This window comes from Sphingomonas sp. 2SG, assembly GCF_005503285.1.
Classification (GTDB): domain Bacteria; phylum Pseudomonadota; class Alphaproteobacteria; order Sphingomonadales; family Sphingomonadaceae; genus Sphingomonas; species Sphingomonas taxi.
In genome coordinates, this window is the sequence record NZ_SCMZ01000014.1 from 19523 (window position 1) to 33479 (window position 13957).

At 69.7% G+C, this 13957-nt stretch carries 13 protein-coding genes and 1 pseudogene; 7 read left to right on the forward strand and 7 right to left on the reverse strand.

Annotation, left to right across the window (positions count from 1 at the left end):
* Positions 1-9: 9 nt before the first annotated feature.
* Positions 10-744: an SDR family NAD(P)-dependent oxidoreductase gene (locus FFS23_RS07915; RefSeq protein ID WP_137898167.1), complete on the reverse strand. Its 735-nt coding sequence runs from the start codon at positions 742-744 to the stop codon at positions 10-12.
* A gap of 107 nt (positions 745-851) precedes the next feature.
* Here FFS23_RS07915 and FFS23_RS07920 point away from each other — a divergent pair, with 107 nt between their 5' ends.
* Positions 852-1202, forward strand: coding sequence for a winged helix-turn-helix transcriptional regulator (locus tag FFS23_RS07920; RefSeq protein ID WP_349303954.1), 351 nt, complete (start codon positions 852-854; stop codon positions 1200-1202).
* Between the two features lie 96 nt (positions 1203-1298).
* Positions 1299-2324, forward strand: a pseudogene (locus tag FFS23_RS07925) (glycoside hydrolase family 43 protein); the annotation flags it as partial.
* Between the two features lie 10 nt (positions 2325-2334).
* Here the strand turns inward: FFS23_RS07925 and FFS23_RS07930 are convergent.
* On the reverse strand, positions 2335-3492 hold the full coding sequence (locus tag FFS23_RS07930; protein WP_137898169.1) for an acetyltransferase domain-containing protein: 1158 nt from the start codon (positions 3490-3492) through the stop codon (positions 2335-2337).
* 142 nt (positions 3493-3634) lie between these two features.
* Between FFS23_RS07930 and FFS23_RS07935 the strand changes: the two genes are divergently transcribed.
* The gene (locus FFS23_RS07935) at positions 3635-4237 is read left to right on the forward strand and encodes a glutathione S-transferase family protein (protein WP_212742928.1); all 603 of its coding nucleotides are present in this window, start codon (positions 3635-3637) and stop codon (positions 4235-4237) included.
* Between the two features lie 95 nt (positions 4238-4332).
* Positions 4333-5028 (forward strand): helix-turn-helix transcriptional regulator, encoded by a 696-nt coding sequence (locus FFS23_RS07940; RefSeq protein ID WP_137898170.1) that lies wholly within the window; start codon positions 4333-4335, stop codon positions 5026-5028.
* 75 nt (positions 5029-5103) lie between these two features.
* On the opposite strand, the gene FFS23_RS07945 is transcribed toward FFS23_RS07940, so the two are convergent.
* Positions 5104-5910 (reverse strand): transglutaminase family protein, encoded by an 807-nt coding sequence (locus tag FFS23_RS07945; RefSeq protein WP_137898171.1) that lies wholly within the window; start codon positions 5908-5910, stop codon positions 5104-5106.
* Positions 5911-6039: 129 nt separating this feature from the next.
* On the opposite strand from FFS23_RS07945, the gene FFS23_RS07950 reads away from it, so the two are divergent.
* The gene (locus tag FFS23_RS07950) at positions 6040-7428 is read left to right on the forward strand and encodes a glycoside hydrolase family 43 protein (RefSeq protein ID WP_137898172.1); all 1389 of its coding nucleotides are present in this window, start codon (positions 6040-6042) and stop codon (positions 7426-7428) included.
* 6 nt (positions 7429-7434) lie between these two features.
* Here the strand turns inward: FFS23_RS07950 and FFS23_RS07955 are convergent, their stop codons facing one another.
* From FFS23_RS07955 to FFS23_RS07970, 4 genes are all read right to left on the reverse strand, one after another.
* The gene (locus FFS23_RS07955; RefSeq protein ID WP_137898173.1) at positions 7435-7824 is read right to left on the reverse strand and encodes a hypothetical protein; all 390 of its coding nucleotides are present in this window, start codon (positions 7822-7824) and stop codon (positions 7435-7437) included.
* Between the two features lie 4 nt (positions 7825-7828).
* Positions 7829-8362: a response regulator gene (locus FFS23_RS20265; protein ID WP_212742929.1), complete on the reverse strand. Its 534-nt coding sequence runs from the start codon at positions 8360-8362 to the stop codon at positions 7829-7831.
* Positions 8359-10632, reverse strand: coding sequence for a PAS domain-containing sensor histidine kinase (locus FFS23_RS07965; protein ID WP_137898174.1), 2274 nt, complete (start codon positions 10630-10632; stop codon positions 8359-8361). The genes FFS23_RS20265 and FFS23_RS07965 overlap by 4 nt, the downstream gene beginning before the upstream one ends.
* A gap of 99 nt (positions 10633-10731) precedes the next feature.
* A complete protein-coding gene (locus FFS23_RS07970) occupies positions 10732-11646 on the reverse strand; it encodes a LysR family transcriptional regulator (protein ID WP_137898175.1) in 915 nt (304 codons plus the stop codon).
* A 90-nt stretch (positions 11647-11736) separates the two neighbouring features.
* Here FFS23_RS07970 and FFS23_RS07975 point away from each other — a divergent pair, with 90 nt between their 5' ends.
* The gene (locus FFS23_RS07975) at positions 11737-12771 is read left to right on the forward strand and encodes an aldo/keto reductase (RefSeq protein ID WP_137898219.1); all 1035 of its coding nucleotides are present in this window, start codon (positions 11737-11739) and stop codon (positions 12769-12771) included.
* Between the two features lie 14 nt (positions 12772-12785).
* Positions 12786-13946: an MFS transporter gene (locus FFS23_RS07980; RefSeq protein WP_137898176.1), complete on the forward strand. Its 1161-nt coding sequence runs from the start codon at positions 12786-12788 to the stop codon at positions 13944-13946.
* The last annotated feature ends 11 nt before the right edge of the window (positions 13947-13957 follow it).

Sequence of the window (13957 nt, forward strand, 5' to 3'; positions counted from 1 at the left end):
CGCGTGCCGTTAGATCTGCGCCATGCCGCCGTCGACGAACAGCTCGCTGCCGGTCATGAAGCTGCTGTCGTCCGACGCCAGGAACGCCGCAGCACCCGCGGTCTCGGCGGGGTCGCCGAGCCGGCCGAGCGGGGTCGTCGCGCCCATCGCCTCGAACGCCTCCGTGCCGACGACCTCGAGCGCGAGGTCGGTGCGCGTCGGTCCCGGCGAGAGCACGTTGACGCGGATGCCGGTGCCGCGCAGGTCCTGCGCCCAGCTGCGGGCGAAATTGCGCACCGCCGCCTTGGTGGCGCTGTAGACGCTGAACTGCGGCGTCCCCATCACCCCGGTGGTCGATCCGGTCAGGATGATCGACCCGCCGGCCCGCATCAGCGGCAGGCCCTTCTGCACGGTGAACAGCAGGCCCTTCACGTTGACGTCGAAAATCTGGTAGTAATGCTCCGGGGTGATGGCGCCGAGCGCGGCGAAGGCACCGGTGCCGGCATTGGCGAGCAGGATGTCGAGCTGGCCGCGCTCCGCCCGGACCGTGTCGTAGAGCGTGTCGAGATCGGCGAGGTCGTCGACCGACCCGCGCACCGCGCGCGCCTTGTCACCGAGCGTCGCCAGCGCGGCATCAAGCGCCGCCTGCCGCCGCCCGAAGATATAGACGAACGCGCCTTCGTCGATGAACCGTTTGGCGGATGCCAGACCGATGCCGCTGCCGCCACCGGTCACCACTGCCGTCCTGCCCTGCAATCTGTTCATAGCCTGTCTCCATTCGAGGAGCGGCAGAGCTGGCGGCGTGCAAACCTATCGACAAGTATGCACCTTTTGGTAAGTACCGGAATATGGACGATATTGCTTCACCCCCTGTGTTTTCCTGCGGCCTCGACGCGACGCTGCGTATCATCGCCGGCAAGTGGAAGCCGCTGATCGTCTATTTCCTGTGCCAGTCGCCGAGCCGCTACGGCGAGCTGCGCCGCGCGGTCCGCGGGGTCAGCGACAAAATGCTGATCCAGCACCTCAAGGAACTGGAGGCGGACGGCATCGTCGCTCGCCACGATCATCAGGAGGTGCCGCCGCGCGTCGATTATACGCTGACCCCGCTCGGGCACAGCCTGGCGGCGGCGCTGGCGCCCTTATGCGTCTGGGGTTCGGAGAATATGGCGGAGGTGGCGCGCGTCTTCGCCGAACGCGACGCCTGGACGCGCGCGGCGGAATGACCGGGTGCCCCGCCTTGACTTGGACGGAGCAGGTGCCGACGATCCGTCCGTAACGGACGTGGCCGTCAGCGCCGTCCGCCGTCAGGAGCGTCACCGATGACCGAACCGTCCCGCCGCCTGTTCCTCTCCGGTGCCGCGCTGGCGGTCGCCGCGCCGGCGCTGGCGAAGACGGCGGCGGTGCCGATCGTCAACCCGCTCGTCCGCCAGCGTGCCGATGCGCAGGTCTTCCGGCACAGCGACGGCTGGTATTACATGACCGGCTCGGTACCCGAATACGACCGGCTGGTGCTGCGCCGGTCGCGCACGCTGGCGGGCCTGTCGACGGCGAGCGAAAAGGTGCTGTGGCGGCATGAGGCGAGCGGGGCGCTCTCCGGCTTCCTGTGGGCGCCCGAACTGCATCGGATCGGCGGGACGTGGATCATGTATTTCGCCGCCGGACCGAGCGGCGGCGGCGCCGACGTCTTCCATATCCGCACCTATGCGATCGTCTGCGACGGCGTCGATCCGATGACCGGCAGCTGGTCGGTGCTCGGCCAGCTCGAGACACCGTGGGATACGTTCAATCTCGATTCGACCAGCTTCGTCCATCGCGGCACGCGCTATCTGGCATGGGCGCAGAAGGAGCCGGGGATCGCGACCAATTGCAACCTCTATCTGGCGCCACTCGCCACGCCGCTGACGCTGGCGGCGAAGCCGGTGCGCCTGTCGGTGCCGGACCTCGACTGGGAAACCCGCGGCTACAAGGTCAACGAGGCACCGGCGGTGCTGGCGCGGCACGGGCGGCTGTTCATGACCTATTCGGCGAGCGCCACCGACGCGCGCTATTGCCTCGGCATGTTGACCGCCCGCGCCGACGCCGATCTGATGGACGCTAAGGCGTGGAGCAAGAGCCCGGTGCCGGTGATGACCTCGTCGCCCGAGCACAACGTCTACGGGCCGGGGCACAACAGCTTCACCGTCGACGAGCAGGGCCGCGACATGCTGGTGTTCCATGCGCGCGACTATGCGGCGATCAAGGGCGATCCCTTGTTCGACCCCAACCGCCACACCCGCATCCAGCCGATCACCTATCGCGGCGACGGCACGCCGGTGTTCGACCCGCCGGTGGCGAACGGGCCGCTGCGCTGAGCGGTCAAAGGTAGCGCAGCCACCAGGCGTCGCTCTCCCGCTTCGCCGCGGCGAAGCGGCGGCAGGCGAACCAGCAGGGCACGGCGACCGCGGCGGCGATCAACCACAGCCAGCCGACCGCGGGCACGCTGACCAGACCGTCCTTCCCGATCGCAGCCGCGACGACGCGGTTGCCGGCATGGAGCAGGTAGAGGTGCAGCAGGTAGAAGAACAACGGCGCACCCCCGAAGACCGCCAAGATCGCAGCCGGCCGCCGCGGCAGCGCCTCCAGCCCGGCGAGCAGCCCCGCGCCGAGGCCGAGCGTGAGCAGCAGGAAGTCGGCGGACGGCGAATATTTGGTCAGATTGAGGAAGCCCAGCGCGGTGACGAGCGCGTCGTCGCCCGCCTGCCACGGCACCGGGTCGCCATAGCCGTTGACCAGCCGCAGCGCGACGAAGCCGGTCAGCATCGCCAGCCCCGTCGCCAGCAGGCGCCGCCGCCGCCACGCCGGCGCGACGTCGCGCGCGAACCACGGCCCGATCGCATAGCCGAGCGCGATCACCCCGATCCACGGCAGCACCGGATAGGAGGTCCGTGCCCGCCCGCCCCACGGCAGATCGATGAAGCCGCGATCGTGCAGGATCGCCCACAGGTCATGCCCCGGCTGGCCCGGCGCGATGCTGACCGGATCGAGCAGATTGTGGCCAAGCAGGATGACGAGGCCGACCGCGGCCAGCGCCGCACGCGGCAGATGGACGAGCGCCGCGAGCGCGATCATCGACAGGCCGATCGCCCAGATCACCTGCAGGAAGACGGTCGCCGGCGTGATGTCGAAGGTCCAGGCGAAATTGACGACGGTCCATTCGAGCGCGACCAGGAACAGCCCGCGCTTGGCGAGGAAGGCGGAGGCCGCCGCCGGGCCGCCGCGCGGTGCGGCATAGAGCCAGGCGGCGAGTCCGGTCAGCGCGACGAACACCGGTGCGCAGAGATGCGCGGCGAGCCGGGTCGCAACCAGCGCCGGCGCGGTCGTGCGCAGATCCATGGGATCGGCGACCTGCGCGTGCAGGAAGAAGAATTCGCGGCTGTGGTCGACCAGCATCAGCAGGATCACCAGCCCACGCAGCGCGTCGATCGACACAATGCGGGGCGGTCGTACCGTCGTGGCGTCAGCGCGCGAAGACATCGGGTCTGGCAGAATGAACTCCTTTCGCTTTGCGCGATGTTACATCATACCGGAAAAGGCAAGGCTCGACTGCTGCCACCACGGTGGCCACAGCCCCTCGCTAATGCGGGTGCCGACGGCCATTCCGGCCGCGGAGAAACGGATGATGCTGACCCTGTTCCACGCCCCGCATTCGCGCTCGACGCGTATCCTCTGGCTGATCGAGGAACTCGGCTTGCCGCATGATCTCCGCTATGTCTCGATTCGCTATCGCGACGGCAGCGGCGACGGCCCCGATCCCGCCAACCCGCATCCCGACCGCAAGGTGCCGGCGCTATGCCACGACGACGCGCTGGTCACGGAGAGCGCCGCGGTCGCTTTGTATCTCGCCGACCTCGCGCCGCAGGCCGGGCTGGCGCCGGCGATCGGCGATGCGGACCGCGGCCCGTATCTGACCTGGCTGAGCTGGGTAGAGGGCGAATTCGGTCCTGCCCTGTTCCAGCGTCTCGCCGCAGCGCCCGGCGCGCCCGAGCCCACCGCTTTCGGCGCAGCGCTGCGCCGGATCGACGATGCCCTGGCGCGCGGGCCGTTCCTGCTCGGGTCGCGGTTCAGCGCCGCCGACGTGATGCTCGGCGGCACGCTCGACTGGGCGCGACAGGTGCTGCCGGATGCCGGCGCGATCGCGGCTTATGCCGAACGGCTCGCGGCCCGCCCCGCCTTCCTGCGGGCCATGGCGCGTGATGCGGCACCGCAGGTGGCGGCGTGACCGCGCGCGACCTGTGGCTGGGGCTGAGCGGCTTCGTGGTCGCCGCGGTGCCGATCCTGCTCGTCCCGCTGCTCGCCCGCGTCTAGGCTGCATCCATGCGTCGTGCCGACCGCCTGTTCGAGATCGTCCAGCTCCTGCGCCGCGCCCGCGGTCCGCTGACCGGCGAGGCGATCGCCGCGGAACTGGAGACGAGCCGGCGGTCGGTATATCGCGACATCGCCGCGCTGATCGCGCAGCACGTGCCGATCCGCGGCGAGGCGGGGATCGGCTATGTGCTCGAACGCGGATTCGACATGCCGCCGTTGATGCTGACCTCGGACGAGGTGGAGGCGGTGGTGCTCGGCGCGCAATGGGTGCTGGTCCATGCCGACGATGGCCTCGCGCGCGCCGCCGCCGACGTGCTCGCCAAGATCGCGGCGGTGATCCCGCCGCACCTCCGCACCGCGATCGAGGATCCGGCGGTGATCACCCCGCCGGCATGGCACGAACGCGGCGATGCCGGCGTCGATGTCGCCCGGTTGCGCGCCTGGAGCCTGCAGGGCCGCAAGCTGACGATCCGCTATAGCGATGCCGACGGTCGGGAAAGCGAGCGTACGGTGTGGCCGTTCCTCGTCGGCTATCTCGACAGCGTCCGGATGCTGATCGCCTGGTGCGAGCTGCGCGGCGATTTCCGCATGTTCCGCACCGATCGGCTGGTCGCGATCGACTTCCTTGAGACGCGCTATCCGGAACATCGGGCGACGCTGCGCCGCCGCTGGCTGGCGATGATGGCGGCGCGGCGGGAACGCTAGGCGGATACGCCCTTCGACAAAATCGCCCCCGCCAGGGGTTGGCGTTTTCTCGGCAAGCCTGAACGTCGATCGGTCCTAGGCGGCCGCGGCAAGCGAGGACAACAGGCCGGAGATGCGCGCGCGCAGGCCCGGTTCGCGGGTGATCTCCAGCATCGCGGTGAGGCTGCGCCGCGCCGCCGCGACATCGCCGTCGACCAGTTCGAGCCGCGCCCGCTCCCACCAGCCATGGCCATAGGCCGGCGCCATCGCCGTCATCCGCTGATAGAGCGTCAGCGCGCGCCGGCCGTGCCCCGCCGCCTCGGCACGCGTCGCCTGGTTGAGCAGCAGCCGCACCAGCACCGCGCGATTGGGCATTGCGGCGACGTGGCTGACCGCGGGCGTCTGGCCCGGCGTCATCGCCTGCACCATCGTCGCCAGTTCCTCGGCGCCGACCGGACGGCCGCCGCGGAACGGGTCGATCATCACCGGCGCGACGTCGTCGCCGATCAGCACCAGCACATGACCGGGCACGTCGAGCACATGCGCGGTCCAGCCGAGCCGCCGCGCCGCCGCCACGTAGAGGATCGACAGGCTGACCGGCAGGCCGCGGCGGCGCTCGATCACCCGGATGAGGTCGGCGTTGGCGGGATCGTCATAGGTCGCGGCATCGCCGACGAAGCCGAATTCGGCGCCGAACACCTGTGCGAGCCGCTCGGCCTGCGCCCGCGCACCGGTCACGCCCGGCGCCACTTCGTCGAGCCGGTCGGCGATCGCGTCGATCAGCGCGCGGCCGGGTTCGTCGTCGCCCGCCTCGTGGTCGAGCAGGGCGAGCGCGAGCGCCGCGTGATCGAGGATGATGTCCTCGTCGTCGAGCAGGCCAAGGCGAATGAGATCATCTTCCATCCTGCCAAGATGGGCGCGCGGCGATGTTCCGCAACCGCGACCATCGGCCGGTTGCGACCCGGCCGCCATGCGCTAAGCCGATACAACGACGAGCCGCGGCGAAGCGGCGCCAGCGAGAGGACCCGCGCCATGACGACGACCGCCGCCCTGCTCCGCATCATCGCGCCGGTCGCGCTGCTGGGCGCCGCCGCGCCCGATGCCGGCGTCGAACGGCCGATCGTGCAGACCCGCTTCACCGCCGATCCCGCGCCGCTGGTCCACGACGGCGTCGTCTATCTCTACACCAGCCACGACGAGGACGACGCCGACGGCTTCAAGATGCTCGACTGGCGACTCTACAGTTCCACCGACATGGCGAACTGGACCGACCGCGGCGTCGTCGCCTCGCTCAAAACCTTTCCCTGGGCGTCGCAGACCAACGACGCCTGGGCGCCGCAGGTGATCGCGCGCGGCGGCAAATTCTATCTCTATGCGCCGATCACCGTCGCCGGCTCACCGCGCAACGTCATCGCGGTGGCGGTCGCCGACACGCCGGCGGGGCCGTTCCGCGACGCGCTCGGCAAGCCGCTGATCGCACCGGGCGAAGGCTATTTCGATCCGACGGTGTGGATCGACCGCGACGGCCAGGCCTATCTCTACTGGGGCAATCCCGATTTGTGGTACGTGAAGCTCAACGAGGACATGGTGTCCTATAGCGGCCCGATCACCAAGTTGCCGCGGATCAGGGACTATCAGGAGGGACCGTGGTTCTACGGGCGCAACGGCCGCTATTACATGGCGTTCGCCTCGACCTGCTGTTCCGAGGGGATCGGCTATGCGATGAGCGACCGGCCGACCGGCCCGTGGGTCTACAAGGGCGAGATCATGCGTCACGATCCGCGCTCGACCGGCAACCATCCCGGCATCATCGACTATAAGGGCGGCTCCTACGTCTTCGGCTTCCATTACGAGCTGAACTTCGCGCTCACCCCGATCCATCACGAGCGGCGCTCGGTCGCGGTCGCCAAATTCAGCTACAATGCCGACGGGACGATCCCGAACCTCGGCTGGTGGGACCGGACGCGCGCGCCACAGATCGGCACGCTCGATCCCTATGCGCGCGTCGAGGCGGAGACGATCGCCTGGACCGGGCGGATCAAGCGTCCGATCGATCGCGCTTATGACTGGGCGCCGGGCGTCACCACCGCGCAGGACGCGGCGCGCGTTTACGTCACCCGCGCGACGGATCGCAGCTACATCAAGGTCGCCGGGGTCGATTTCGGCATGCCGGGGGCGAAACGCTTCACCGCCGCGGTCGCCGGGGGCACGCCGGAGGCCCGGATCGAGCTGCATGCCGACGCCGTCGACGGTCCGCTGCTCGGCACGCTGCCGGTCGGGGTGACCGGCGCGGCCGGACGATGGCAGCAGCGGACTACCGATGTCGCCGGCGCGCGCGGGGTCCACGATCTGTATCTGGTGTTCCGCGGCAGGAGCCCCGGCTCGCTGCTCGACATCGACTATTGGCGCTTCGCCCGCTGACCGCGGTCACACGCCGAGCAGGTGCGCGGTCTGCAAGGTGGTGTCGAGATAGGCTTCGAGCGCGGTGATCCCCGCCGGCGACAGGGTGAGCGGCGCGTCGGGATCGTCGCTGGTGTCGCCGACGACCAGCCCGGTACGCGCCAGATGCTGCATCCAGCGCGCCATGGTCAGCGGCGTGCAGGCAAGCTCGGCGGTGATCGTCCGCCCGGTCAGCCGCCGCCCCTCGGCATCGGCGACGAACAAGACGAGCAGCACCTCCCACGGCCATTCGCCGAACAATTCGGCGGGCAGCAGATCGAGTCGCGACCGCCGGTTGACGAGAATCGCGCGCGCCGCCTCGCTCAGCCGGTCGCCATGGCCGGTCGCCGCCGGGCCGTCCACATCCCGCGCCGCCATCGACTCAGGCCTCCGATGCCACGTCGAGCGAATCGAGGGCGTCGAGCGCCTCGCACAATTTCGCTGCGAGCAACGTATGGCCGAGGTCGGAGGCGCGCTCGACATGGTCGAGCAACTGGTAGCGCATCTGCCGCAACGCCGCCGGGCGGACGTCGGCGACCGGCGCGGGCCGCGCACCACCGGCCAGCGCCGAGACGAGGCAGGCACCGTCGATCGGCTTCTCGCACCGGATCAGATGCGCATAGGCCGGCGGTACGTCGGCGCGATCGTTGCCGGTGGCGAAGACGCAGGGCGTGCCGCGCGCCAGCAGCAGATCGACGACCGGATAGACTTTCTGGTCGCCGAGATTGATGTCGAGCACCGCGCCGTCGATATCCCCTTCCAGCGCGAGCAGATCCAGCGCCTGTGCGACCGAGGGAACCGGGCCGAGCACCACCGCGCCGGCGCGGCGCAGCTTCCGCTCCATCGCATCGGCGACCATATATTCGTCCTCGACGACCAGCACCCGGCGGTTTTGCAGCAGCGTCTCAGCCATCATCCAAACTCCCCACCCGCCCGATCCGACACCATCGCCACCGCGATGCGGCAGTGGACGCCATCATCGGTGAAGGCATAGCTCGTTTTCGCCCCCAATTGATAGGGCAAGGCGCGTTCGATCAACTGCCGGCCGTAGCCGCCCGATCGCGCCCTCGCGGTGACCGGCGGCAGCGTCACGCCGCTTTCGCGCCAGTCGACGTTCAGCCACAGGATCCCGTCGTCGGCGCGCTCGACGTCCCACAGCACGCTGAGCTTGCCGTCGCGTCCCTTCAGCGCGCCATATTTGACCGCGTTGGTGGCGAGTTCGTGCAGTGCCAATGCGAGGCTCTGCACCGCCCCCGACCGGAGCGGCACGTCGTGCGGACCGTCGAGGACCAGCGACCCGGCGACGCCTTCGCGATGGAAGGCGCCGAGCGCGGCCAGTTCCGAATCGAGCAGGTCGCCGAACGTCACCCGCTGGCCGGCGGCGGCGTGCGACAACAGGCTCTGCACCCGCGCGAGCGCATGCAGCCGGTCGTTGAAACGCTGTTCGAACGCCTCCAGCGAGCCCGCTCCCTCGAGCGTCTTCTCGGCGACCGACTGGACGATGGCGATGATGTTGCGGGTGCGATGCTGCAACTCGGCGACCATCACCTCCTGCCGGTCCTGCGCCTGGCGCAGCGCGTCGATGTCGTTGGAGGTGCCGAGCCATTCGACGATCCGCCCGCACCCGTCGCGGATCGGCAGCGCGCGGGTGCTGAACCAGCGATAGGCGCCGTCCTGATGGCGCAGGCGATGCTCGACGTCGAACCCGCCGCTGTCCTGCGCCAGCGCCCAGGCATCGGTAACCGCGGCGACGTCGTCGGGATGGACGAAGTCGAGCCAGCCGCTGCCATGGCCCTCGTGCTCCGGCCGCCCGGTGACCGCCGACCATTGCGGGCTCGCCCAGAACCAGTCGCCCGCCAGCCGCGCGCGCCACAACAACTGCGGCACGCCCTCGACCAGCACACGCATGCGGCGTTCGTTATCGAAGACCGCTTCTTCCAGATGCTTGCGGACGTCGATGTCGATGTTCATGCCGAGCCACTTCTGCACCGCGCCGGTCGCATCGCGCAGCGGGATCGCCCGCGCGTTCATCCAGCGATAGGCGCCATCGCGCCCGCGCAGCCGATATTCGAGGTCGATCGGCTCGCACCGGCGCAGCGCCTCCAGCCAGACTTGCATCGTGGCGGCGCGATCGTCGGGATGCAGCACGTCGAGCCAGCCGAAGCCGCGATAGTCGGCGTAGCTCTGCCCGGTATAGGCGCGCCAGCTCGGACTGTCGGTGACGATCGCGCCGTCAGGCGGCGTTTCCCAGATCGTCGTCGCGATACCGTCGATCAATTGTTGCGCGCGCGCCTGCACCTCGCGGAACTCGGCGTCGCGTTGGCGGAAGCTGGCGGCGGTACGGGCGTGGTCGATCGCCACCCAGGCGCGTTCCGCTACGTCGTGCAGGACCGCCAGCTCGGCCGGCTGCCACGTCCGGGAGTGGTCGTCCTCGACGCCGAGCGTCGCGACCAGCCGGCCGCGGCGCATCACCGGCACGACGATCCGCGCACGCCCCCCGCCGCCATCGGGCGCGACGACCGGCCGGCCGGCGTGCAGCGCCGCCGCATCCCCGGGGTCGCGCCCGATGCCTTTCTCGTCGCTGGCGTCGGTCCAGCGGCAGCGGTCGACCGCCAGCCACGTCGCGACCATCGCGGTGACCCGGTCGCGGATGCCGGCGGCGTCGTCGATCGACTGCATCGCGTCGCTGAGGGTGAGCAGGAACGTCTGCCGCCGCTCGGCGTCGCGCAATGATTCGGATGTCCGTTTGAGCGTGTCGATGTCGCTGATCACGCTCGCCTGCCCGACGATCCGGCCCTCGGCATCGCGCAGCGGCGTGGTCGCCACCCGGACCCAGATGTCCTCGCCGTCGTCGCTAATGTAGAGCAGCTCCTGGCCGGGAACGACGCATTCGCCACGCGCCGCGCGGGCACCGGGGAAATCCGTCGGTTCGAGCGGCCGGCGATCCTTGTCCCAGCCGCGCCAGCGCCAGAGCCGCTCCGGATCGTTGGACGGCATCGTCCCGGTCGGGCAGAACCGCTGATATTGCGCGTTGGAGACGAGAATCCGGCCCGCCGTGTCGAGCATCGCGACGCCGACGGGCACGCTGTCGAGCGTGGCGGCCAATCGGGCCTCGCTTTCGACGAGCGCCGCCTCGGCGCGGGCGAGGCGCTGGCGCAGATCGGCGATCGTTGCTGGGTCGTCCATCCGCCAACAACGCACGGATGACGTTGCGATGCATCGATTGGCGTCAGATTTGGTATAAATAATTCATCGACTTAGCACCAAACCAAGCCGGAGCGGCGGTTACGCGGGCGAGGCGAGCCGCTCGGCGAGGAAATCGACGAACACCCGCACCCGCGCGGGCAAATGCGCACCGCCGACGAACACCGCATGGATCAGCTCGACGTCACCGGGATTATACGCTTCCAGCAGCGGCACGAGGCGGCCATCGGCGATCTCGGCGGCGACGCTGAACCGGCCGACGCGGGTGACGCCGACGCCGGCGGTGGCGAGCTGCCCCAGCGTCTCACCGTTGTTGGCGACGATGCCGCCTTCGACGCAGAGCGAGATATCCTGGCCATCGCGACGGAAGGGCCAGGTCGGCTCGGCACGGCGAAAGTTGAAATTGAGGCAATTGTGCGCGTGCAGATCCTCCGGCACCGTCGGCGTGCCGTGGCGCGCGAGATAGTCGGGCGAGGCGACGATCACTCGGCCGCTCTCGCCCAACTTACGCGCGGTGAGCGCGCTGTCGGCGAGCGGGCCGAAGCGGATCGCGACATCCGCCTGCCCGCCCGCGACATCGATCAGCGTATCGGTCAGTGCGATATCGACGAGGATATGCGGATAGGCCGCCGCGAAATCGCCGAGCAGCGGCACGACGCACAGGCGGCCGTGTGCCAACGCCGCGCTCACCCGCAACCGGCCGCGCGGACTGCCCTGATCGGCGATCTGCTGTTCGGCATCGTCGAGGTCGGCGAGGATGCGCCGGGCGGCGAGGAGATAGGCCTGCCCCTCCGCAGTCAGCGCGAGGCCGCGGGTGGAGCGCAGCAGCAACCGGACGCCGAGCCGCGCCTCGATCCGGTCGATCGCCCGCGCCACGGCCGACGGGGTCAGATCCAAGCCCCTGGCGGCGGCGGAGAAACTGCCGCCGTCGATGACCGCGACGAACAGGGCGAGCGAGCGTGCGCGATCGCCGTTGCCTGCTATCTTTGCTTCCATTGCACAGATCCTTCGCCTGATCGGGTGGTTCCGCCCTGACGATCCGCCCCGCATCTATGCACGTGACGCCGAACCGGGAAAGGGTTGATGATGGAATACCGGCAATTGGGTGGATCGGGATTGCGCGTGCCGGTGCTGGCGCTCGGCACCGGCACCTTCGGCGGCACGGGTCCGCTCTTCTCGGCCTGGGGCCAGACCGACACGGCCGAGGCGCGGCGGCTCATCGACGTCTGCCTCGACGCCGGCGTCACCTTGTTCGACACCGCCGACGTCTATTCGGACGGTGCGTCGGAGGAGGTGCTCGGCGCGGCGATCGAGGGCCGGCGCGACGCGGTGCTGCTCTCGACCAAGACCGGCCTGCCGATGGGCGACGGGCCGCAGGACTGGGGCGTGTCGCGCGCGCGGCTGATCCGCGCGGTCGAGGCGTCGCTGCGGCGGCTCGGCACCGATCGCATCGATCTGCTCCAGCTCCACGCTTATGACGCCTCGACGCCGACCGAGGAGCTGATGGCGACGCTCGACGCGCTGATCGCGGCGGGCAAGGTGCGCTATGCCGGCGTCTCCAATTATCCGGGCTGGCAGCTGATGAAGGCGCAGGCAATCGCCGATCGCCACGGCTGGCCGCGGCTGGTCGCGCATCAGGTCTATTATTCGCTGATCGGCCGCGCCTATGAGGCCGATCTGATGCCGCTCGGCCGCGACCAGGGCGTCGGTGCGCTCGTCTGGAGCCCGCTCGGCTGGGGCCGCCTGACCGGCAGGATCGGCCGCGACCGCCCGGTCCCCGCGGGCAGCCGCCTGCACGACACCGAGCAATTCGCGCCGCCGGTCGAGCCCGAGCATCTCTACCGCGTCGTCGACGCGCTGGAGGCGGTCGCCGCCGAGACCGGACGCAGCGTGCCGCAGGTCGCGATCAACTGGCTGTTGCAGCGTCCGACCGTGTCCTCCGTCATCATCGGCGCGCGCAACGAGGCGCAGTTGCGCGACAATCTGGGTGCGGTCGGCTGGGCGCTGACCCCGGCGCAGATCGCCGCGCTCGATGCGGCGAGCGACGTGCTGCCGCCCTATCCGCACACCCCCTATCGCCAGCAGGAAGGCTTCGCCCGCCTCAACCCGCCGCTCGTTTGACCGGGACACGATCCATGAAGCTCCACCCCTCTCTCCTCGCGCTCGCTTTGGGTGCATTCGGTATCGGCGTCACCGAATTCGCGCCGATGGGTATGCTGCCGATGATTGCGGACGATCTCGGCGTCACGATCCCCGCCGCGGGGTTGCTGGTCAGCGCCTATGCATTGGGCGTCTTGATCGGTGCGCCGCTGATGACACTGACCACCGGGCGGGTAAACCGGCGGACGCTGCTGATCGCGCTGATGGGCATCTTTACGCTCGGTAGCCTATTGTCGGCGCTCGCCAGCGGCTATTGGCTGCTCATGGTGGCGCGCGTCGTCACCTCGTTCAACCATGGCGCCTTCTTCGGCGTCGGCTCGGTCGTCGCCGCCGGGCTCGTTCCCCCCGAGCGTCGCGCCGGGGCGGTCGCGGCGATGTTCTCCGGTCTGACGATCGCGACGATCGGCGGCGTTCCACTCGCCACCTGGGCGGGGGAGATGCTCGGCTGGCGCGCCGCCTTCGCGGGGATCGCCGGGGTCGGTGTCGTCGTGATGATCTCGCTGCGGCTCGCGCTCCCCTCGCTGCCCGCTCCGGCGGAGAACGACATGCGTGCCGAATTGCGCGTGCTCGCGTGCGGTCCGGTATTGCTGGCATTGGCGCTGACCACGATCGGCTTCAGCGGCGTATTCACCGTCTTCACCTATATCGCGCCCATCCTCCACGACGTGACACACGGCTCGACCGGCTATGTCACCGCGATGCTGATGTTGTTCGGGATTGGCGCGACGGTCGGCAATACGCTCGGCGGGCGGCTCGCCGATCACTCGGTGGAACGCGCACTGACGATTATGCTCGCGGTGCTGACGCTCACGCTCGTCGCCTTCGCCGGGCTGATGCACTGGCCGCTTCCCGCCGCCGTCGCGATCCTGATCTGGGGCGTGGCGAGCTTCGCGATCGTGCCGCCGTTGCAGATGCGCGTGATGCAGGCGGCCGCGGACGCGCCCAACCTCGCCTCGGCGATGAACATCGGGGCGTTCAACCTCGGCAATGCGATCGGCGCGGCGCTCGGCGGCGGGGTGATCGACGCCGGGCTCGGCCTGCCCGCGGTGTCGCTCGCCGGCGCGGCGATGGCGGCTGCGGCGCTCGTGCTGCTGCTCGCCGCCCGCCGTCCGACGCGCGCCGCCTGCCCCGTATAGGTGACGGGCAG